This is a genomic window from Streptomyces catenulae (genome assembly GCF_000718015.1).
Classification (GTDB): domain Bacteria; phylum Actinomycetota; class Actinomycetes; order Streptomycetales; family Streptomycetaceae; genus Streptomyces; species Streptomyces catenulae.
In genome coordinates this window covers 244,105-265,761 of the sequence record NZ_JODY01000002.1, presented here as the reverse complement: position 1 = coordinate 265,761, position 21,657 = coordinate 244,105, and the positions used below count along the sequence as shown (strand labels likewise).

Below are 21,657 nucleotides of genomic sequence, written 5' to 3'. Positions count from 1 at the left end.
GCGCTCCGGAGCCCGGTCCGGAGCGGGGTGGGCGGGCCCGGCGGCGCGCCTCATCCGTCCCGTACGACCCGCAATTCCTTGCGTAAATACCTGAAAAATCTTACGACGAGCCTTGACGTGTCCACGGAAGGGCGGCAGGCTCCGACGCGGAATCCCCCCATGGCGGCCTGGCGCGTGGCTGTCAGTTCCCGGGCCCGGCACGTCCGCGCCCGTTCGTCGAAGGAGCCGCAAGATGGAGCAACGTTCCCGAGTGCTGGGCGGGACGCTGGCCGGTGTGCTGGCCGCCGCCGGTCTCGCCGCGTTCATGCCCTGGCCGTCCCAGGCCACCCCGGGCCAAGGGCGCCCGGCCGCCGCCCCCGCCGGGGAGAAGACGGTCACCGCCACCCTCTTCGAGCGGCCGTTCACCGAGGTCGCCAAGGCGTGCACCGACCAACTCGGCCCGGCGGGCTACGGCTACGTCGAGGTGTCACCCGCCTCCGAGCACATCCAGGGCGATCAGTGGTGGACCTCCTACCAGCCCGTCAGCTACAAGATCGCCGGGCGGCTCGGTGACCGCGACGCCTTCGCGGCGATGACCAAGGCGTGCCATGCCGCCGGGGTCAAGGTCATCGCGGACGCCGTCATCAACCACATGTCCGCGGGCTCCGGCACCGGCACCGGCGGCTCGGCGTACACCAAGTACGACTACCCCGGCACCTACCAGGACCAGGACTTCCACGGCTGCCGCAAGGACATCTCCGACTACGGCAACCGCGACGACGTCCAGAACTGCGAACTGGTGGGCCTCGCCGACCTCGACACCGGCAGCGACGCGGTCCGCGGCAAGATCGCCGGATACCTCGACGACCTGCGCACCCTCGGCGCCGACGGCTTCCGGATCGACGCCGCCAAGCACATGGCCGCCGACGACATCGCCGCCATCAAGGGCAAGATGAGCCAGGACCCCGGCTACTGGGTCAGCGAGGTCATCGCCGGTGACGGCGAGGCCGTCAAGCCGGAGGAGTACACCGGCATCGGGGACGTCGACGAGTTTCGCTACGGCACCCACCTCAAGAGCGCCTTCCAGGCGGGCACCATCGCGCAGCTGAAGTCCGTCGCCGACGGCAAGCTCCCCGGCGACAAGGCCCGTACCTTTGTCGACAACTGGGACACCGAGCGCAACGGCTCCACGCTCACCTACAAGGACGGCGACCGCTACACCCTCGCCAACGTCTTCCTGCTCGCCTCGCCCTACGGCTCGCCCAACGTCTACTCCGGCTACACCTGGGACGACAAGGACGCGGGCCCGCCCTCCGGCGGCGACGGCTGGACGAACGAGCACGCCGCGACCGCCGTCACCGGGATGGTCGGCTTCCACAACGAGGTCGGTCCGGCCGACCTCGCCAACTGGTGGGACAACGGCGGCGACGCGCTCTCCTTCAGCCGCGGCGACTCCGGCTTCGTGGCCGTCAACGACGGCGACGGCGACCTCTCCCGCACCTTCACCACCGGCCTGGCGGCGGGTACGTACTGCAACGTGGTCAAGGCGGCGCCCGGTGACTGCGCGGGCAACACCGTCACCGTCGGCGACGACGGCACCGCGGAGCTGACGGTTCCGGCACGGAGTGCGGTGGCGCTGCACCTCGGCGCCAAGGAGTGACGTGCGCGGGGTGCGCGCCCGCCCCCACAGGGCACGCGCCCCGCCTCAGTCACCGTCCGGACCGTCCTCCGGCCGCGTCGCCCGCTCCAGCTCGGTCAGCACCGAGCGGTAGCGCGGCGTGCCGAGCGCATGGTCCATGCCGACCTCGCACATCCGGTTCGCCGACAGATACGCGTCGAACTCCCGGGCGGCGACCTCGGCGGCTTCCAGGGCGGTCGCCGACTCCGTCAGCTCCCGGTGCAGCATCCCGCGGTCCCCGGCGAACGCGCAGCACCCCGCGTCGTCCGGCACCACCACCTCCGCCGCACACGCCTCGGCCACCTGCCGCAGCTCCGCCTCGTCACCGAGGTGCTGCATGGAGCAGGTGGGATGGAGCACCGCGGAGCCGGTATGGCGGCGGACCTCCAGCCGCGGCAGCAGCTCCCGGGCGGCCCACACCACCGAGTCGACGACGGTCAGCTCCGCGTGCAGGGCGCGGTGGGCGGGCGTCAGATACGGCACCACCTCCCGGGCGATGCCCAGCGTGCACGACGAGGCGTCGACGACCAGCGGCAGCCGTCCGCCCGCGGTCCAGCCCCAGGCCGCCTCGACGATGCGGTTGGCCATCACCACATTGCCCCGGTCGTAGCCCTTGGAGTGCCAGATCGTGGCGCAGCACGTACCGGTGACGTCCGGCGGGATCCACACCGGCGTACCGGCCCGCCGCGCCAGCTCCACCACGGTCTCCGGCAGCGACGGGCCCGGGTCGCCCGCCGGACCGCCGAAGATGCGGTTGACGCACGCCGGGTAGTAGACCGCGGTGGCCGCCGTCTGCTCGGTGGCGGGCAGCTCCCGGGCCGCGGCGCCGGGGAGCTGCGGCAGCCAGCGCGGGACGAGGTCGGGGCGGACGGCCCGGCGGGCGGCGTCGGTGACCCGCTCCAGCAGCCGGTCGTCGAGGCGCCCGGCGGCGGCCACGGCCAGCCGCGCGGCGCGCTCGACGCGGCCGAAGTGCCGGGCCGCCAGCGCCGCCGCCCGCTCCTCGCGCGGGGAGTGCCGCCGGTGGCGGAAGTCCTTCATCAGCGCACCGGTGTCGATCCCCACCGGACAGGCCAGCTTGCAGGTCGAATCGCCCGCACAGGTGTCGACGGCGTCGTAGCCGTACGCGTCGAGCAGTGCGTCGGTGACCCGAGAGGCGGGCGGCTGCCGCAGCATCTCGCGGCGGAGCACGATGCGTTGCCGGGGCGTGGTCGTCAGGTCCTCGCTGGGGCAGGTCGGTTCGCAGAAGCCGCACTCGATGCACGGGTCGGCGACCGCCTCGACGGTGGGGATGGTCTTGAGGCCGCGCAGATGGGCCTTGGGGTCGCGGTCGAGGAGGATGCGCGGGGCGAGGATGCCGTGCGGGTCGAGGGTGCGCTTGATCCGCCACATCAACTCCGTGGCGCGCGGCCCCCATTCGCGCTCCAGGAACGGCGCGATGTTCCGCCCGGTGGCGTGCTCCGCCTTGAGGGCGCCGTCGAACCGGTCGGTGACCAGTGTGCAGAACGCGTCCATGAACGCGGCGTAGCGGGCCACGTCGTCGGGGCGGGCGGCGTCGAAGGCGAGCAGGAAGTGGAGGTTGCCGTGGGCGGCGTGCCCGGCGACCGCCGCGTCGAAGCCGTGCCGGTCCTGGAGCTCCAGCAGCGCCGTACAGGCGTCGGCGAGCCGGTCCGGCGGCACCGCGAAGTCCTCGGTGATCAGCGTGGTGCCGGACGGCCGGGAGCCGCCGACCGCCGTCACGAACGCCTTACGGGCCTTCCAGTAGCCGCCGATCACCGCCGGGTCACGGGTGAAGGCGTTGGTGACGGAGGCGACCGGCGCGACCAGCTCCAGCCCGGCCAGCAGCCCCTCGGCGGCGGCCAGCCGTGCGGCGGCTGCCTCCTCGTCGGACTCCCGGAACTCCACCAGCAGCGCGGTGGTCTCCTTCGGTAGCTGCGCCCAGTCGGCCGGCACCCCGGCCACGCGCACCGACGCCCGCAGCGTGTTGCCGTCCATCAGCTCCACCGCCCGCGCCCCCGCACCGTTGAAACCGGGCACGGCGGCGGCCGCGGCGCGCAGGGTGGGGAAGAACAGCAGCGCGGTCACCGGGAACCGCTCCAGCGGCAGCGTGTCGAAGACGGTCTCGGCGACGAAGGCGAGCGTGCCCTCCGAACCGACCGCCAGACCCCGCAGGATCTCGGTGGGCGTGGTGCCGTCCAGGAACGCGTCGAGGCGGTAGCCGTTGGTGTTCTTCAGCGTGTACTTGGCGCGGATGCGGGCCACCAGCTCCGCGTCCGCCTCGATCGTCGACCTGATCCGCAGCAGCTGGGCGCACAGCTCCGGCTCGGCGTGCGCCAGCCGGTCGTCGGCGTCCGGCTCACCGGTGTCGACGAGCGTGCCGGACGGCAGCACGAGGGTCACCGACGCCAGCGTCCGGTAGGAGTTGCGGGTGGTCCCGGCGGTCATCCCGGACGCGTTGTTGGCGACCACTCCGCCGAGGGTGCAGGCGACGGCGCTGGCCGGGTCGGGGCCGAGCACCCGGCCGTGGCGGGCGAGCGCCGCGTTGGCCCGCGCCACCGTCGTCCCGGGCCGGATCCGCGCGCGGGCGCCGCCGTCCAGCACCTCCACGCCCCGCCAGTGCCGCCGTACGTCGACGAGGATGTCCTCGCCCTGCGCCTGCCCGTTCAGGGACGTCCCGGCCGCCCGCAGTACGACATGGCGGCCCTTGCCGTGCGCGTAGGAGAAGACGGCGGAGATGTCGTCGACGTCCTCGGCGAGCACGACGACCTGCGGGACGAAGCGGTAGGGGCTGGCGTCGGAGGCGTAGCGGACGAGGTCGGAGACGGTGTGCAGCACCTTGTCCGCGCCGAGGAGCGCGATCAGGTCGCCGCGGAGCGGCTCCGGGGTGCCGCCCGCCCGCTCCGGAGGGACCCGGTCCGGGGCGGCGCCGCCGGTCGGGGCGGGCCGCAGGGCCTCCGGTTTCGGCTCCAGCAGGGGCATGGGACTCCTCCGGTCGGCTCGTGCCCGGCCCGCCGGGCGGACGGCGGGCCCGTCAGCGGTGCGGGCCCTCCCGGTCGACCAGGGTGGCCAGCAGCCCGCCGAGCGTGTCGCGCTGCTCGGTGCTCAACGGGGCCAGGATGTCCTCCGCGGCGCTGCGGCGCGCGCTGCGCAGCGCGTCGAGCGTGGCGCGGCCGGTGCCGGTCAGCTCGACCCGGACCACCCGGCGGTTGGCGGGATCGGGGACCCGGCGCACCGCGTCCTGTTCCTCCAGGGCGTCGACCAGTGTGGTCACCGCGCGGGGCACCACCTCCAGGCGCGCGGCGAGGTCGGCCATCCGGGGCGGGGTGTCGCCGTAATGGGCCACCATCCGCAGCAGCCGCGACTGGGCGGGGGTGAAGGCGAGGTCGAGCTGCGCCATGCGGTGCTTCTGGGCGCGCTGCATCCGGCGGGTGAGCCGGACCAGCTGCTCGGCGACGTTCGCGCCGCCGGGTGCGGGCGCGGCCACCGGATCGGTCGCCCGGGCCGGGTCCGGCGTGGGCATCGGGTCGGAAGAGGGCATGGTCGGAGGCTATCAGGACAGAGTTCATTATGAGCTTAGGTAACAATCGGCTAGGCTCCGGAAAAAATCCACGGAATGTGCACCCACACCCTCGAAGGAGCCCATGCGCCGCGACGAACCCGAGTGGACCCCGCCGCCCAAGGACCCGGACGCCCCGGACCAGCCGGTCCAGCTCCGGCGGATCCTCGCCCTCTTCCGCCCCTACCGCACCCGGCTGGCCACCGTCGGCCTGCTGGTCGCCGCCTCCTCGCTGGTCTCGGTCGCCGGACCGTTCCTGCTGCGCGAGATCCTCGACGTGGCGATCCCCGGGCGCCGCACCGGCCTGCTCACCCTGCTCGCCCTCGGCATGATCCTCGCCGCCGTGACCACCAGCGTCTTCGGCGTCCTGCAGACCCTGCTGTCCACCACCGTCGGCCAGCGCGTCATGCACGACCTGCGCACCTCGGTCTACGCGAAGCTCCAGCAGATGCCGCTGGCGTTCTTCACCCGCACCCGCACCGGCGAGGTGCAGTCCCGGATCGCCAACGACATCGGCGGGATGCAGGCCACGGTCACCTCCACCGCCACCTCGCTGGTCTCCAACCTCACCTCGGTGGTCGCCACCGTCGTCGCGATGCTCGCCCTCGACTGGCGGCTGACCTGCGTCTCCCTGCTGCTCCTCCCGCTCTCCGTCGCGGTCAGCCGCCGGGTCGGCAACGAACGCAAACGGATCACCTCGCAGCGCCAGAAGCAGCTGGCCGCGATGTCCGCCATGGTCACCGAATCCCTCTCGGTCAGCGGCATCCTGCTGGGCCGCACCATGGGCCGCGCCGACTCCCTCACCCGCGACTTCGCCGACGAGTCCGAGCGCCTGGTCGACCTGGAGGTCCGCTCCAGCATGGCCGGACGCTGGCGGATGGCCACCATCGGCATCGTCATGGCCGCCATGCCCGCGCTCATCTACTGGGCCGCCGGAATCGTCCTCCAACTGGGCGGCCCCGTCTTCTCGCTCGGCACCCTCGTCGCCTTCGTCACCCTCCAACAGGGTCTGCTGCGCCCCACCGTCTCGCTGCTCTCCACCGGCGTGCAGATGCAGACCTCCCTCGCGCTCTTCCAGCGGATCTTCGAATACCTCGACCTGCCGGTCCCGCTGGCCGAACCGGAGCGCCCCGTCCACCTCGCCGCACTCCGCGGCGACCTCCGCTTCGAGAACGTCTCCTTCGCCTACGACACCGCCGCCGCGCCCACCCTGAGCGACATCGACCTCACCGTCCCGGCGGGCAGCAGCCTCGCCGTCGTCGGCGCCACCGGCAGCGGCAAGAGCACCCTGAGCTACCTCGTCCCCCGGCTGTACGACGTGAGCGACGGCCGGGTCACCCTCGACGGCACCGACGTCCGCGACCTCGGCTTCGACACCCTCGCCCGCGCGATCGGCGTCGTCTCCCAGGAGACCTACCTCTTCCACGCCTCGGTCGCCGAGAACCTGCGGTTCGCCAAGCCCGACGCGAGCGACGAGGAGATCGAACGCGCCGCCCGCGCCGCCCAGATACACGACCACATCGCCACCCTCCCCGACGGCTACGACACCCTCGTCGGCGAGCGCGGCTACCGCTTCTCCGGCGGCGAGAAACAGCGCCTGGCGCTGGCCCGCACCATCCTGCGCGATCCGCCGGTCCTCGTCCTCGACGAGGCGACCAGCGCACTCGACACCCGCACCGAACACGCCGTCCAGCAGGCCATCGACGCACTCAGCGCGGGCCGCACCACCGTCACCATCGCCCACCGGCTCTCCACCGTCCGCGACGCCGACCAGATCGTCGTCCTCGACCGCGGCCGGATCGCCGAACGCGGCACCCACGCCGAACTCCTCGCCGCCGACGGCCGCTACGCCGCCCTGCTCCGCCGCGACGCCCACCGCGCACCCGACGCCGATCCGGGTGACCCATCCCTCACCACCAGCGGCGATCTACCGGTGCCGCAACAAGTGACTCGCGGGTAGGGTCAGGCGCGCGGCGGCCGGTTCAACGGTCGGGGCGGCCGCCGCACCCCTTCCCCGCACCGTCGCCCGACGCCGCCCCCGTACGCGCCCTGCCGCTCTCCCCGGGGCGCGCACCCCGCCGCAACTCTCCCGCCCCGACCGGTGTTTCCTTCGATGAACGACACGACGACGAGCGTGGACCGCCCGCCGCCGCAGGAGTTCATTGCCGTTTCCTTTCGTCCTCCGCAGACCCTGGCGGACAGCCGTCCGGCCGGTACATGATCACGGGGCGGACCGGCCCCACCGGAAGCACCGGCGGAAGACGAGCGGGACGGCGACGCCACAGGACATACGCAGGACCGAGCGGAGGATCATGTCGAGCGCGGAACACACCGAACCCCTGACGAAGGGCGCGCCCGGCCGCACGGCGTCCCCCCTACGCCAACTCGCCGCCGCCTCCGTGGGCAACGCCGTCGAGTGGTACGACTGGTACGCCTACTCCTTCCTTGCGGTCTACTTCGCCGACCAGGTCTTCCCGAAGGACGCCGGGAACTCCCTCGTCCCCCTGCTGTCGACCTTCGCGGTCTTCGCCGTGGGCTTCTTCATGCGCCCGGTGGGCGGCCTGCTGATGGGCGCCGTCGCCGACCGCCGCGGTCGCCGCGCCGCCCTCACCCTCACCATCCTGCTGATGGGCGGCGGCAGCCTGCTGGTCGCGCTCACCCCCACCTACGCGGCCACCGGCGTCCTCGCCCCCGTCGTCCTCGTCGTCGCCCGCCTGGTGCAGGGCCTCTCCGTGGGCGGGGAGTTCGCCGCGTCCTCCACCTTCCTCGTCGAATCGGCGAGCCCCGGCAGGCGTGGCCTCTTCTCCAGCTTCCTGTACGTCTCCACGACCTTCGGGCAGCTCCTCGCCTCCGGCGTCGCCGCCCTCCTCGCCGCTCTGCTCAGCGACGCCCAGATGGGCAGTTGGGGCTGGCGCGTGGCGTTCCTCGGCGGCGCCCTGCTGAGCCTGCTCGGGCTGTGGATCCGGCGCGGCGCCCAGGAGACCCACCGGGCGCCGCAGAGCGCCGCCGAACGCCCCGGTCTCTTCGAGGCGCTCCGCCACCACCCGCGCGCCTCTCTGCTCATCGGCGGCATCACCGCGGGCGGCACCCTCGCGTACTACACCTGGACCACGTACCTGCCGACCTACGCGCAGGTCAACGCCGGTTTCGACAAGGGCGACGCGCTGACGGTCGGCACCCTCTCGCTGGCCTTCTTCATGCTGCTGCAACCGCTCGGCGGCATACTCTCCGACCGCATCGGCCGCAAACCGCTGCTGCTGGGCTTCTCCCTCGGCTTCGCGGTGCTGGTGGTGCCGCTGCTCGGGCTGGTCACCGACGCCTTCTGGTCGCTGCTGCTGGTGCAGTGCGCCGGAATGGTCCTGCTGACCGGCTACACCGCGGTCGCCGCCGCCGTGAACGCCGAGGTCTTCCCCGCCCGGGTGCGTGCCGCCGGGATCGGCTTCCCGTACTCCCTGACCGTCGCCCTCTTCGGCGGGACCGCCCCGTACGTCGGCACCTGGTTCGCCTCCTCCGGGCACGGCGGTCTCTTCCCCTGGTACGTCGCCGCGCTCTGCCTGGTCTCCTTCGTCGTCTATCTGACGCTGCCGGAGACGGCGCGGCGCCCGCTGGACGGTACGGACGCTCCGGCGCCGGAGCAGGCTGCCCCGCAGGCGTAGGGGGCGCCGGGCACCGCGGTCGCCCGCACACACGGAGGCGCCGCCCCTCCCTGGGACGGGGAGGGGCGGCGCCGGGGTGCGATTCGTCAGACGAGCCAACCCACGAAGTGGACGATGCCGGCGAGCAGGTTGGTGAGGATGTTCATCGCGGTGTTTCTCCTTGTGCGTATGTATGTGGGACCAACTCTCCGGTCCAGCAAGGGATGTCGACCGGAGGCGCCGTGACGGTCTGCAGCCCCTCACTTGCGCCCCGTAATCATGACCCGGCGCGAGATGTCCGGGTAACCACTTTCGGGATCGATCACGCCTTCTGGCGAACACTCGATCCCGCGTTCGTGTGTTCCCTTCCCGGGCGGGCGCCGTCCTCCGTACGGGCGCCGCGCGAGTCCTCCCCGCCCGCACCTGACGGATGCGGCGCACCGCCGAGCAGTTGCCCCAGGTCGTGGACGGCCGCCCGCCCCGCGCGGTTCGCCCCGATGGTGCTCGCCGACGGGCCGTACCCCACCAGATGCACCCGCGGATCGCGCACCGCCCGGGTCCCCGCCAGACGGATGCCGCCGCCCGGCTCCCGCAGCCGCAGCGGCGCGAGATGGCCGATCGACGCGCGGAACCCCGTCGCGTACAGCAGCGTGTCGGCGGCGACGGCGCTGCCGTCCGCCCAGACCACACCGTCCTCGGTGATCCGCTCGAACATCGGCAACCGCCGCAGCACCCCCTCCGCACGGGCCCGGCGCACCGCCTCCGTCATCGGCAGACCCGTCACGCTCACCACACTGCGCGGCGGCAGCCCCTCACGGACCCGGCGCTCCACCGCCGCGACCGCCGCCCGGCCCTCCGCCGCACCGAACGGGCCGTCCCGGAAGACCGGTGGCCGCCGCGTCACCCAGACCGTGGCCGCCGCCACCGGCGCGATCTCCAGCAACTGCTGCACCGCCGACGTCCCACCACCGATCACCACGACCCGCTTCCCGCGGAACGCCTCCGGCCCCGGATACCGCGCACTGTGCAACTGCCGCCCCCGGAACACCTCCTGGCCCGGCAGACGCGGCACGAACGGACGGTCCCAGGTACCCGTCGCACTGATCAGCCCCCGCGCCGCATACGTCCCCTCCGACGTCTCCACCAGCAGTCGCGCGCCGGGACCGGGCCGCACCGCCGACACCTCGACGGGCCGGTGCGGACGCAGCCCGAAGCGCTCCTCGTAGCGGGCGAAGTAGCCGCCGATCACCTCCGCCGACGGACGCTCCGGATCGGCGCCGGTCAGCTCCATGCCCGGCAACGCGTGCATCCCGTGCACCTTCGCGTACGTCAGCGTCGGCCAGCGGAACTGCCAGGCGCCGCCCGGGTGCGGCGCCTGGTCGAGCAGCACGGTGTCACGGTCGGGCACATACCCCGCCCGCCCCAGGTGGAAGGCGGCCGACAACCCCGCCTGACCTGCACCGATCACCGCCACCTCGACCTCACGCACCGCGCCCGGCCCACCGCTGTCGTCCATGCCCGCACCAACCACCCGGGGCGGCCGGATCTTCCCGTACCGCCACCGACGTGACGGAACGGACCCGACCGCCCCGGGACGGGCGACGGCTCAGCGCCCGCCGGCGACCAGCAGCGGCGCCCCGCCGGGCGCGGACGCCGGTCGGCCATTGGCCGCCGGGACGCCCTCCAGCGGCGCCGGGACCCCGGCGAGCAGCCCCCGCGCCGCCAGCTCGGGACGGACGCCCTCACCGAACCAGTACGCCTCCTCCAGATGCGGATAGCCGGACAAAACGAAGTGCTCGACGCCCAGCGCGTGGTACTCCTCGATCCGGTCGGCGACCTCCGCATGACTGCCGACCAGCGCGGTTCCGGCGCCACCGCGTACCAGACCGACCCCGGCCCACAGATTCGGCGCGATCTCCAGCTTGTCCCGGGAGCCGCCGTGCAGCGCCAGCATCCGCTGCTGACCCACCGACTCGCTCTTCCCCAGAGCCTGCTGCGCCGCGGCCACGGTGTCCGGATCCAGATCCCCGAGCAGCCGGTCGGCGGTCGCCCACGCCTCCTTCGACGAGTCGCGGGAGATGGTGTGCAGCCGGATCCCGAAGCGGACCTCACGGCCCTCCTGCTCGGCCAGCCCCCGGATCCACTCGATCTTCTGCCGCACCTGCTCCGGCGGCTCACCCCAGGTCAGATACACATCGACGTTCCGCGCGGCCACCGGCCCCGCCGCCGCCGACGAACCGCCGAAGAAGATCTGCGGCAGCGGATCCGGCGGCAGCGCCGTCAGCCCGCCCTCCACCTGGTAGTGCTCCCCGTGGAAGTCGAACGGCTTCCCGCTCCACACACCCCGTACGACCTGGAGGAACTCATCGGTGCGGGCATAGCGCCGATCATGGTCGAGATGATCGCCGAACCGCTTCTGCTCGGTGGAGTCGCCGCCGGTGACCACGTTCAGCAGCAGCCGCCCGCGCGAGAGCCGCTGGTACGTCGCGGCCATCTGCGCGGCCAGCACCGGCGAGATCACCCCCGGCCGGAACGCCACCAGGAACTTCAGCCGGTCGGTGACCTGCGTCAGCGCCGTCGTCGTCAACCAGGCGTCCTCGCACCACGTACCGGTCGGCGTCAGCACCGCCTCGAAACCCAACTGCTCGGCCGCCTTGGCGATCTGCGCGAGGTACTCGACATCAGGCGCACGCACCCCGCTGACCGGCGTGATCCGGTCACGCTTGATACCGCCGTCGGTATAGGCGTGCCGGTCGACCAGGGTGCGCCCGTCGCCGCCGGTCGGCAGGAACCAGTGCAGATGTACGGACATGTCAGTGGGCCTTTCCGTAGGAACGCGGTGCCGTACCCGAAGGCGGCAGATCGCGGTTGAAACGGGGGTCGACGAACTCCCCGAAGTCGAAGGAACGAGGGATCAGCCCCTCACGGGCGAACGCGTCGACGATCCGCTGCTCGGAGGCGACGGCAGCCTTGTCCAACGCGACCTGCACGGCCGTGCCCCGGGTCCGCCTGACCGCGTCCAACGCCACCCGCTGCGGCATACCCGTCTCCCGCGCCCACACCTTCGCCCAGGCGTCCGGGTGCGCGTACACCCAGTCCTGCGCCCGGCGCAGCCGCTCGACGTAGTCCTTCAGCGCCGCCGCCTTCTTCGCCTCACCGAGCGCGGCGGGCGCCGCCACCTGGAAACTCAGCCCGTTGACCACGCCCTGCCCGGTGGCGAGCACCCGCGCACCGGCCTGATCCAGCGCCTGCGAGGTGTACGGGTCCCAGATCGCCCAGGCGTCCACCTTGGCGAGGGTGAAAGCGGCCAGCGCATCGGCGGGTTGGAGATAGTTCAGCGTGACGTCCTTCGGCGAGAGCCCCGCCTTCCGCAGCTGTGCCAGAAGCTGGTAGTGCGCCGAACTGCCCTGCGCCACCGCGATCGACCTGCCCTTGAGCTGCGCGGTCCGCGTCAGCGGGGAGTCCTTCCGCACCAGCAGTGCATCGCCCTCGGCGCGGCTGTGCGCACCGGCCACCACCTTGATCTTCGACCTGGCAGCCGCGGCGAACACCGGGGGAGTGTTGCCCACCCCGCCGATGTCCACGGCACCGGCGTTCACCGCCTCCAGCAGCGGCGGCCCGGACGTGAACGTCGACCACCTGATCCGGTACGTCAGACCGTCCAGCTCCCCGGCGGCCCGCAGAATCGCCTCCGAACCCCCCTTCTGATCACCGACGTTGAGGGTCAGCGACCCCTTCCCGTCGACATCGCCGCCGCGCCCGCCCGCCGCACCGTCCGCCCGCGACGCGCCACCGCAGGCGGCCAGCAATGCCACGAGCGGCACCAACAACGCCGCCCCGGCAAGCCGCCGACCACGTACTCCCGCCAACTGTCCGCTCCCTTCCGCTGCCACCGTCATCGCGCCGCCCCGCCCACCGCGACGGGCTCACTCCCGGAGGCGGCGCCACCGTCACCCGCCGACTCCGCCACCCCGAGGCGGTCCAGCAACCGGGTGCGCAGCTCCGCGAACCCAGGATCGGCGGGCGTACGCGGTCGGGGCAGCGCGATCGGCGTCTCGTACGCGATCCGGCCCTCGTCCATCACCAGCGCACGGTCCGCGAGCAGCAGCGCCTCGTCCACGTCATGGGTGACCAGCAACACCGCGCAGCCCCGCTGCCGCCACACCTCCGCGACCAGCCGCTGCGCGGTGATCCGGGTCAGCGCGTCCAGCGCCCCGAACGGCTCGTCGAGCAGCAGCAGATCCGGCTCCCGCACCAGCGCCCGGGCCAGCGAGGCACGCTGCGCCTCGCCACCGGAGAGCGTCCGCGGCCAGGCGTCGGACCGGTGCCCCAGCCCGACCTCCGCCAACGCCCGCTCCGCCACGGCACGTTCGGGACGCCCCGGCAGTCCCAGCAGCACATTGCGCCACACCTTCTTCCAGGGCATCAGCCGCGGCGCCTGGAACGCCACCGCCTTCCGGCGCGGCACCCACACCTCGCCACCGATCTCCCGGTCGAGCCCCGCCAGCACCCGCAGCAGCGTGGACTTCCCGCATCCGCTGCGCCCCAGCAATGCCACGAACTCACCTGGTGCCAGCGTCAGTTCCAGCCCGTCGATCACCCGCCGCCCGCCGAATTCCCGCACCAGCCCACGGGCGCGGACGGCCGCCGCCCGGCCCTCGTCCGGGACGGTTTCTCCCGGCCCCGGGCTCACTTTCCGGTGAATGTCGGTCGCCATTGCAGCAACAGCCTTTCCAGGGTGCGGACGAGAAAATCGGCAAGCAGGCCGAGCAGCGCATAGACCACCAGACACACCACGATCACATCGGTACGGAAAAACTCCCGGGCCTGATTCATCAGAAACCCGAGACCGTCATCGGCATTCACCTGCTCACCGAAGACCAGTGCCAGCCAGGCGGTCGCCAGCGAATACCGCAAACCCGTCATCGCCCCGGGCAACGCACCCGGCAACACCACATGCCGCACAAGCCCCCACCTCCCGAGCCCCAACGACGTACCCGCCTCGACCAATTGCGCGTCCACGCCCCGGATTCCGGCATACACATTCAGATACAGATGGAACGCGACCCCCAGCGCAATCAGCGCGATCTTCGGCGCCTCGCCGATCCCCAGCCAGATGATGAAGAGCGGAATGACACCCACCCACGGAATGGACCGCAGCATCTGTACCGTCGCATCGATCAGATCCTCCCCGACCCGCGAGAGCCCGGAAAGCAACGCCAGAACGGTGCCGACCACTCCGCCGAGCACCAGCCCGACGGCAACCCGCTGCAACGACACCACCATCGCCGACGGCAACGTCCCGTCCGCGACGAGCCCCGCGGCAGTCCGGGCAATGGCCCCGGGCGAGGCGAGCACATCCTCCTGGAGCACCCCCGTCGCGCTGAGCAACTGCCACACGACCAACAGCGCGACCGGCCCTGTCACCCGCCGCAACCATCGGGGTACCCCGCGCCGACGCCCGGAGACGGCGACGACCGGCTCCAACTCGGGTGGCCGCGGGGCGGTTCCTGTGACCGGTGCCGCCGCCGACCCGAGGGGCGGCGCCGGTCCTGCTGATCTAGGGCTGAGGCCAAGACTCATCGGAAACTCCAGGGTCGGCAGCCCGGGGGAAAGGCTGCCTTGAAGGGGAAATTGCTGCCAGCTGCGAAGGACAAAGCGTGGCGAGGTAGGGAAATGTCGCCGTACGGAATGCATGCACCGCGGCTCGGACGCGACGCGAACTCACCACCAGGGGTGGGAATTCCACGAATCCACCGATTCACGGGAGGTGGGGGGAGGGGAGGAAGAGGGGGAGGGGGAGGGGGAGAGGAGGCGCGAGGTGAGGGATATACCGCTATACCGCTCGTCAGCGGTCAGTTCACGTCGCTACTTCGCGACGGCCGTCAGCGGCTACAACTGGCCTCGAAATCGCCACCGCGGCAACACCGCCCCGCACAGCCCCGCACACCGCCGCGACAACACGCGGCAGACGTCACTCGCAGCAGGTCGATATGACCACGCGTCGTGAGCAAGGCTGGCATCCACATGCGTCGAACGTATCCGCGCCCTCGCGAACGGGTCAATCATCGTCTCGGCAGATGGATATTTATTGCGGACACATTGCGGGGCGCCGGAATGTCAGGTGAGCGCTTCCTGCGGCCGCCGGAACGTGCTTTGCCGGAAGCTCGCCGGAACGTGTCCCTCGGGGGCTCACTGGTACGCGCTCTGACGCAAGCGCAGGCGCCCGGGTCTACCGACCAGCCGCCCGCCCCCTCCCGCACCGCACCCCACCCCCGCCCCACAATGGCTACATGAGCACCGCATTCACCACCCGCACCCTGAGCGTCACCACCGGCTCCCACGAAACCGTCGCGGACCTCACCGCCGACTGCGACGCCTTCCTCCGGGAGGTCGCCCCGGACGGCGACGGTCTGCTCAATGTCTTCGTCCCGCATGCCACCGCAGGTATCGCCATCCTGGAGACCGGCGCCGGGAGCGACGACGACCTCCTCGCCGCCCTCCGCACCCTCCTCCCGGCCGACAACCGCTGGCAGCACCGCCACGGCACCCCCGGCCACGGCCGCGACCACGTCCTCCCCGCCCTCGTCCCACCCCACGCAACCCTCCCCGTCCTCGGCGGCCGCCTGGCACTGGGGACATGGCAGTCGGTCTGCCTGGTCGACACGAACGTCGACAACCCACGGCGGGAGGTGCGCTTGAGCTTCCTGGGCTGACCGAGCTCCTCTTCCGGGCAGCGGCGTCTGCTCGGCGTGCGGCGCCTCTCGCGCGTGAAGGCGCCCACGTCGTCACCGGAACGGCCGTCGAACTTCTCGCTGCCGAGTTCGCACAGCCGCGGATCGGTACCGCCGCCGTCAACAGCATCGTCGGCCTGCTGCTCGTTCAGTTCGTACGCGCCTGGCTGGCCCGCCACCCGCAGGAGCGGTCCGGCTCATGGCTGGGAGCGATGCGTGATCCGGTCGTGCGCGACGCCCTGGTATGTGTCCACGCCCGACCGGAACACCCATGGACCCATGGACCACGGAGACCCTGGCCGCCGCGACGAGCGTCTCCCGGGCGACGCTGTCCAGGCGTTCGGTCCGCCCTCGGACAGACGCCGGGCGCGTATGTGACGCAGTGGCGCATCGACCTGGCGTCCGTCCGGCTCCGCGATACCGACGACCGGGCGAGTCGGTCTTCGGCGCGGTCGGATACGGCTCTCCGCACGCTTTCAGGCGTGCCTTCAGACGTACCCGAGGCATGGCCCCGGGCGAGTACCGCTCCCGACTCCGCAAGTTGATCCGGCCTCGACCGGTATGCAGGTGGGCGGGCAGGTGACTCTTAGCTGCGCAGACGCGGGATCGTAAGGCCCACCGGTACCTCGTCCTCAACGGCGGCTGACGGTGTCACTTTCGCGACGGGCCCTGGTGTCGGCCCTCGTTGTGGTGCGCCCAGCCCTGGTCGAGGAATCGGAAGCCGGCGGTCACGGACGATTCCGGGTCCTCCTCGCGCACCGCGATGAGCTGGATCTGCAGCGCGAAACGTACATAGAAGCGGATCTCCTCGCTCGGCTCGTCGAGCCCGAACTCCTCGGTGAGCGTGGCGATCAGCGCGTCCTCGTGACGCAGCCACATCTTCTCCGCGTAGTCGATCAGGGAGGGTGTGCGGTTCATCAGCGCAAGGATCCGGCTCTGCGGCTCGGTCTTCAGCGCGGTGATCTCGTCGAGGTAATGCGCCTTCAGCGCTTCGGAGATCGAGGCCCCCGGTGTGCGGTCCCGCACCGCGGCGATGAGCCGCTCGTGCCGTTCGCCCTCGTCACTGAAGACGAGCGCCTCCTTGTGCGGGAAGTGCGTGAAGACCGTCTTGGGTGTCACATCCGCCTTGTCGGCGATCTCGCGCACCGTCACGTCATCGAAGCCGCGGTCGAGGAAGAGTGCCGTCGCCGCATCCAGGATCGCCGCCCTCGTAGCGGCTTTCTTGCGCTCACGACGCCCCACGGGCACTGAATCCACCATGCCCTCACCCTACCCTCGATCACTATCTTCACCGGTTGTAAAACTATACTTGGGTTAGTTAGAGTCCGAGTGAAGTTAATCGCTCGGCAGTGGGCGTTCCGACGGCAGACCGCTGTGCCGCCGCCTGTCATCCCCGAGGCGGAGCGTCCGCCTGCCGTCAGTCGGTACGAGTTGCCGTCAGCCGGTACGAGCGCGCGCCCAGCCCTTCACCAGAAAGACGACGCCGATGACCGAAGACACGACCGTGCGTGCCACCGTGCGGCGCGCGAAGCCGCCGACGAACGAGCAGGAGAACGGCCACGCGGACGGACCCCGGCCTCAGCGCCGTGTGGCGGGAGCGCTGCTGATCGCCGGACCGGTGATTTTCCTGCTGGGGGAGTTCATCTCCGCCGCCGCGTGGACCCGTCCCGCCTACAGCTACACCTACAACTTCATCAGCAACCTGGGCGTCCACGGGCCGTCGACCCTGTTCGGCCAGTACATGTACTCGCCGCTGGCCTGGGTGATGAACGCCGGGTTCTTCCTCTTCGGGATCACCGTCCTGGCCGGGGTGGCCGCTCTGCGGGACCTGGCACACGGGCGCCGGTGGGCGGTGCTCGTCCCCGCCGCGCTGCTGGCGGTCGGCGGCGTACTGCTCGCGCTGTATCCCGGATCGGGCGAGGCCCTCAAGGACGGCACCGGTGAGTACCACAGCATGGGCGCCTTCGCCGGGTTCACCGGCGGCAACGTGCTGGCCATCGTCCTCGGACGCCGTCGGCGGCGCATCGGCGTCTCCGCCCGCACGGGCCGGGCGTTGATCACGGTCGGCGTGATCGGTCTGCTCTCGACGCTGCTCTACCTCGCCATGATCATCACTTCCGGCGACCACGTCATCGGGATCATCGGCCTCATCGAACGCGGTGCGGTCCACCCGTTCCTCATCGGCCTCGCCTGCGCCGGAGCAGCGATCTGGAGACGCGGCCACACCTCCGCCGAACCGCCGTCCGGCACGGCAGGCACGGCGAGTTGACCCCGCACCCGGCGCACACCACCGACGCACACCACCGACGCACGGCACCGGCCCTGAACTCCGCACCCCGAGGAGCATGATCGTGAACAGCACCCGCACCACCCCCGCGAGCCCGGACGATTCCGCCCCCACCGCGTGGGTGCGCACCTGGGGAGCGGCCCCGCAGGCCCCGGACAACTCCGTCAGTTTCCTCGAGCCCTTCGAGAACGCGACGCTGCGGCAAGTCGTCCGCATCAGCGGCGGCGGACACCACGTGCGCATCCGCATCAGCAACGAGTACGGCACCGTGCCACTGACCGTCGGCGCCGCCCGTGTCGCCCTCGCGGACGCCGACGGCGCGATCCGGGACGGCAGCAGTCGCGCGATCACGTTCGGCGGCCGGTCGACCGTCACCGTACCGGCGGGCGCACCGGCCCTCAGCGACCCCGTCGACCTGACGGCCCCCGCGCTGTCACGGCTGGCCATCAGCCTCTATCTGCCCGGCCGGGTGGACACCGCCACGTGCCACGGCACCTTCCACACGCTCGGCCGGCTCATACCCGGCGACGCGACCGCGTGCGCCTCGCCGACCACGGAAGCCGCTCCGCTTCCGGCGCAAGCCCTGATCACCGCGGTGGAAGTCCGGCCCGACCCCCCTACCCGGGCCATCGCCGTGCTCGGCGACTCCCGCGTCGACGGCATCGGATCCACCCCCGGTGCCGACCGGCGCTGGACCGACCTGCTCGCCGAACGCCTGCACGCGCACGGCAGCCGGACCCGCTGTGTGGTCAACCAGGGCATCGGTGGCAACCGCCTGCTCCGCGACGGCATCGGCACCGCCGCCCTCGCGCGCTTCGACCGCGACATCCTCGCCACTCCCGGCCTGGGGCATGTGGTGATCGCCGTGGGTAACGACCTCGTCTTCTCCTTCGCCCCGCGCAACGAGGAGACCGCCGCCTTCCTCGCGATGTTCCCCGGCGAGCCCGTCAGCGTGGACGACATCATCGCCGCCCACCTCCAGGCCGCCGCCCGCGCCACGGCCCACGGTGCGAAGATCTACGCCGCGACCATCGCCCCCTACGGCGGCTCGGACATGTACACCCACCAGGGCGACAGGGCGCGCGAGCAGATCAACGACTGGATCCGCACGAGCGGAGCCTTCGACGCGGTCCTCGACTTCGACGCCGTCTGGCGCGACCCCGCCGACCCCAGCCGTATCCACGACGCCCTGCACATGGGCGACCACCTCCACGGCAACGACACCGGCTACGCCGCCCTCGCGGAATCCATCGACCTCTCCCTGTTCGACTGACCCCATCGTGTGTGGGTGTTGGTCAGTGGGGGATGCGGCGGCCGAGGAAGGCGGCTACGTGGTCGAGGGGTGGGGCGTGCTCGGGGGTGGGCTGGGCCGGGGCGAAGGAGCCGGTGCGGGGCAGGTCGCCGTAGATTTCCCGGACGACCGGCAGGGCGGCACGGGCGATGTCGGGTTCCAGGTTGCGGTCGTGGCCGAGGGTGGTGGCGAGGTCCCAGCCGTGGACGAGCAGTTCGATGAGGAGTTGTTCGACCACACGGCGGCCGGAGGCGGGGCCGAAGGAGCGGTCCGGCAAGCCCGGTTGGCGGAAGGCGGCGCGAGCCTGGGCGGCGGCGGTGTCGAAGGCGGCGATGTGGTCGGTACCGAGGTGGTCCTCGGCGTGGCCGGTGGTGGGCGGCGTGCCTTGCGCCAGGCCGCCCCAGATGAGGTTCTCCCACACCAGATGGTCGAGCAGATCTCGTAGGGTCCAGTCTCCGCAGGGGGTCGGCAGGCCGAACCGGTCCGGTGCCGTTGCGCGCACGAGGGTGCCGACGGTGTCCTGGACGCGCGTGAAGGCGTTCACGACGCCGCCCGGCCAGGGGTCGGTGCCGTCGGCGTAGAGGGCTTCGAGCCGGGTGTTACGCGCGCCGGGTGCGGGGTTGGTACGCAATGCGGCGGTGAGCCATCGGCCTTCCGCGGCGATCCCAGGGGGCGCGGGGCGGTCGCCGAGGATGCACAGCAGTTGCCAGAAGCGCTCGACGGAGGGCTCGGCGGCGCGGGTGAGTTGCTCGTGCAGGAGCGTGCGGGCCTCGGCGCCGTCCGAGATCAGGGCGGGGGCGGTGTTCGCGCGGCTGGGCAGCCAGGCGGCGATGATGTCGGCGACGACCTGGTCGGCGGCCGGGGAGTCCGCTGCGGTGCCGGTCCGTATCGCCTCGCGGACGCGTGCGGTCCAGGTGCCGGTGAGTGCGCGCATCTCCTCCGCCGCGGCGGAGTCCTGCGCTTCCTGCCCATGACGGGCGGCGTACTCCGCGAGGCGCCGCATGGCGGGACGCAGTTCCCCGTCGGCGACCAACTCGCCCAGTTCCAGCCATGCTTCGATCTGTTCATCCGTGGGATCTTCCGGCAGATCGGATCCGGCCGCGAGGAGCCCTTCGCGGAAGTGGGGCACGTCCAGATCGCCGAGCGTGTCGGTGAGGAAGTCGTGGACCAGCTTGCGGCGTTCGTCGGGGGACAGGTGGGCGGTGCGGGTCATCAGAGCGAGTCCCTCCCGGGTGGTGCGGCGTGTGACGGTGCGCAGAACGGCCTGGTGGGTCCGGAGTCGACGGATCTGCTTCTCCAGAGCCTCGGCATGTGCAGCCGCCACCTCCGTGAGCCCGTCCTCGCGGTCCAGGGCGGCCCGGATCTCACCGAGCCCCATCCCCAGGTCCCGCAGAGTGCGGGCCAGTTGCAGCCGGGCCACGCCTGCGGTGTCGTAGCGGCGGTAGCCGCCGACGGTCCGGCTGACCGGTGCCACGACGCCCACATCCGACCAGTGCCTGACCACTTTCACCGGCAACCCGATCCGCCGCGCCACGGCCCCGATGCTCCACGTGGGCGGCGACCCGCTGTCCATACACATGCGCCCCACCTTCGACTCTCCCTCCGTGGGAGAGTCAAGCGACCTACGGGAGCAGGGCTGCGTGGACGGCTGCCTCCGCGTGCAGCCGTGTCGTCGGGAAGATCTGCACGGGGCTGTCCTCGGCCTTGATGAGAAGCTCGATTTCCGTACAGCCCAGGATGATGCCCTCAGCGCCCGCCGCGACGAGGTTCCCGATAATGCGCCGGTACTCCGTGCGGGATTCCTCGCTCACCGTACCGAGGCACAACTCGTCGTAAATTACCTGGTGTACAAGGGCCCGGTCCTCGGAATTCGGGATGAGTACTTCCAGGCCGCCCGTTTCCAGGCGCGCACGGTAGAAGTCCTGTTCCATGGTGAACGCCGTCCCGAGCAGACCGACCTTGCGCACGCCCGCAGCCCGCACCGCATCCGCCGTGGCGTCGGCCAGGTGCAGCAGCGGGACCGTCACAGCCGCCGCCACCTGGTCGGCCACCTTGTGCATCGTATTGGTGCAGATCAGCACCGTGTCGGCACCGGCTTTCTCCACGGAACGGGCGGCGGCGGCCAGGATCTCCCCGGCTTCCGCCCAGCGCCCCTGGACCTGCAACTCCTCGATCTCCGCGAAATCCACCGAGTACAGGATGCACCGTGCGGAATGCAGACCGCCGAGCCTGTCACGTGTGAACTCGTTGAGGAGCCGATAATATTCGGCCGTCGACTCCCAGCTCATGCCGCCGATCAGGCCGATAGTTTTCATCTTTCTCCTCTTTGTGCGCGCGTAGATGCAGGTACAGGGGAATGTGCAGATGCGGGTACAGACGCTACCCGGGGACGGTCGGCGAGAGAATCCAAGATGATCTGAGGGGTTCCTGAAGAACGTCTTATGGCGTGAGGGGAAGGCCGGGCCGTGTGCCGCGGGCGACGTCGCACCGTCCGCCGCCC

The 21,657-nt window shown here is 71.5% G+C and carries 16 protein-coding genes and 1 pseudogene; 7 read left to right on the top strand and 10 right to left on the bottom strand.

What is annotated here, in order from left to right; all coding sequences use genetic code 11:
- Positions 1-232 precede the first annotated feature (232 nt).
- Positions 233-1,639, top strand: coding sequence for an alpha-amylase (locus IF23_RS0103355; RefSeq protein WP_030279556.1), 1,407 nt, complete (start codon positions 233-235; stop codon positions 1,637-1,639).
- 45 nt (positions 1,640-1,684) lie between these two features.
- On the opposite strand, the gene IF23_RS0103350 is transcribed toward IF23_RS0103355, so the two are convergent.
- Both IF23_RS0103350 and IF23_RS0103345 read right to left on the bottom strand, forming a co-directional pair.
- Positions 1,685-4,633 (bottom strand): FAD-binding and (Fe-S)-binding domain-containing protein, encoded by a 2,949-nt coding sequence (locus IF23_RS0103350; protein ID WP_030279554.1) that lies wholly within the window; start codon positions 4,631-4,633, stop codon positions 1,685-1,687.
- Positions 4,634-4,685: 52 nt separating this feature from the next.
- On the bottom strand, positions 4,686-5,192 hold the full coding sequence (locus tag IF23_RS0103345) for a MarR family winged helix-turn-helix transcriptional regulator (RefSeq protein ID WP_281179953.1): 507 nt from the start codon (positions 5,190-5,192) through the stop codon (positions 4,686-4,688).
- A 103-nt stretch (positions 5,193-5,295) separates the two neighbouring features.
- Between IF23_RS0103345 and IF23_RS0103340 the strand changes: the two genes are divergently transcribed.
- Together IF23_RS0103340 and IF23_RS0103335 are read left to right on the top strand one after the other, a co-directional pair.
- The gene (locus IF23_RS0103340) at positions 5,296-7,170 is read left to right on the top strand and encodes an ABC transporter ATP-binding protein (RefSeq protein WP_051739156.1); all 1,875 of its coding nucleotides are present in this window, start codon (positions 5,296-5,298) and stop codon (positions 7,168-7,170) included.
- 352 nt (positions 7,171-7,522) lie between these two features.
- The gene (locus IF23_RS0103335; protein ID WP_051739153.1) at positions 7,523-8,866 is read left to right on the top strand and encodes an MFS transporter; all 1,344 of its coding nucleotides are present in this window, start codon (positions 7,523-7,525) and stop codon (positions 8,864-8,866) included.
- 301 nt (positions 8,867-9,167) lie between these two features.
- Here IF23_RS0103335 and IF23_RS0103330 read toward each other — a convergent pair whose 3' ends face one another.
- The 5 genes from IF23_RS0103330 to IF23_RS0103310 all read right to left on the bottom strand — a co-directional run bounded on the left by IF23_RS0103330 (position 9,168) and on the right by IF23_RS0103310 (position 14,428).
- Positions 9,168-10,361 (bottom strand): NAD(P)-binding domain-containing protein, encoded by a 1,194-nt coding sequence (locus IF23_RS0103330; RefSeq protein WP_078653751.1) that lies wholly within the window; start codon positions 10,359-10,361, stop codon positions 9,168-9,170.
- Positions 10,362-10,451: 90 nt separating this feature from the next.
- A complete protein-coding gene (locus IF23_RS0103325; protein WP_030279544.1) occupies positions 10,452-11,657 on the bottom strand; it encodes an LLM class flavin-dependent oxidoreductase in 1,206 nt (401 codons plus the stop codon).
- A gap of 1 nt (position 11,658) precedes the next feature.
- Complete coding sequence (locus IF23_RS0103320) at positions 11,659-12,744, bottom strand: ABC transporter substrate-binding protein (RefSeq protein WP_051739151.1); 1,086 nt, start codon at positions 12,742-12,744, stop codon at positions 11,659-11,661.
- Entirely contained in the window at positions 12,741-13,562 is an 822-nt protein-coding gene (locus IF23_RS0103315; RefSeq protein ID WP_051739149.1) for an ABC transporter ATP-binding protein, read from the bottom strand. Before IF23_RS0103315 ends, IF23_RS0103320 begins: the two co-directional genes overlap by 4 nt.
- Positions 13,535-14,428: an ABC transporter permease gene (locus IF23_RS0103310; RefSeq protein WP_078653750.1), complete on the bottom strand. Its 894-nt coding sequence runs from the start codon at positions 14,426-14,428 to the stop codon at positions 13,535-13,537. Before IF23_RS0103310 ends, IF23_RS0103315 begins: the two co-directional genes overlap by 28 nt.
- Positions 14,429-15,138: 710 nt before the next feature.
- Between IF23_RS0103310 and IF23_RS0103305 the strand changes: the two genes are divergently transcribed.
- Both IF23_RS0103305 and IF23_RS35500 read left to right on the top strand, forming a co-directional pair.
- The gene (locus IF23_RS0103305; protein WP_030279537.1) at positions 15,139-15,561 is read left to right on the top strand and encodes a YjbQ family protein; all 423 of its coding nucleotides are present in this window, start codon (positions 15,139-15,141) and stop codon (positions 15,559-15,561) included.
- Positions 15,562-15,647: 86 nt separating this feature from the next.
- Positions 15,648-16,162: pseudogene (locus IF23_RS35500) on the top strand (helix-turn-helix domain-containing protein); the annotation flags it as partial.
- 68 nt (positions 16,163-16,230) lie between these two features.
- On the opposite strand, the gene IF23_RS0103300 reads toward IF23_RS35500, so the two are convergent.
- Positions 16,231-16,839, bottom strand: a complete 609-nt coding sequence (locus tag IF23_RS0103300; protein ID WP_030279536.1) for a TetR/AcrR family transcriptional regulator — start codon at positions 16,837-16,839, stop codon at positions 16,231-16,233.
- 226 nt (positions 16,840-17,065) lie between these two features.
- Between IF23_RS0103300 and IF23_RS0103295 the strand changes: the two genes are divergently transcribed.
- Both IF23_RS0103295 and IF23_RS0103290 read left to right on the top strand, forming a co-directional pair.
- On the top strand, positions 17,066-17,848 hold the full coding sequence (locus tag IF23_RS0103295; protein WP_030279534.1) for a DUF998 domain-containing protein: 783 nt from the start codon (positions 17,066-17,068) through the stop codon (positions 17,846-17,848).
- Positions 17,849-17,930: 82 nt separating this feature from the next.
- Positions 17,931-19,139 carry a GDSL-type esterase/lipase family protein gene (locus IF23_RS0103290; RefSeq protein ID WP_030279532.1) on the top strand — a complete coding sequence of 403 codons (1,209 nt, stop codon included), beginning with the start codon at positions 17,931-17,933 and terminating at the stop codon, positions 19,137-19,139.
- Between the two features lie 22 nt (positions 19,140-19,161).
- On the opposite strand, the gene IF23_RS0103285 is transcribed toward IF23_RS0103290, so the two are convergent.
- Complete coding sequence (locus IF23_RS0103285; RefSeq protein WP_051739145.1) at positions 19,162-20,736, bottom strand: TIGR03086 family metal-binding protein; 1,575 nt, start codon at positions 20,734-20,736, stop codon at positions 19,162-19,164.
- A 43-nt stretch (positions 20,737-20,779) separates the two neighbouring features.
- Positions 20,780-21,472: an aspartate/glutamate racemase family protein gene (locus IF23_RS0103280; RefSeq protein WP_030279529.1), complete on the bottom strand. Its 693-nt coding sequence runs from the start codon at positions 21,470-21,472 to the stop codon at positions 20,780-20,782.
- Positions 21,473-21,657 lie beyond the last annotated feature (185 nt).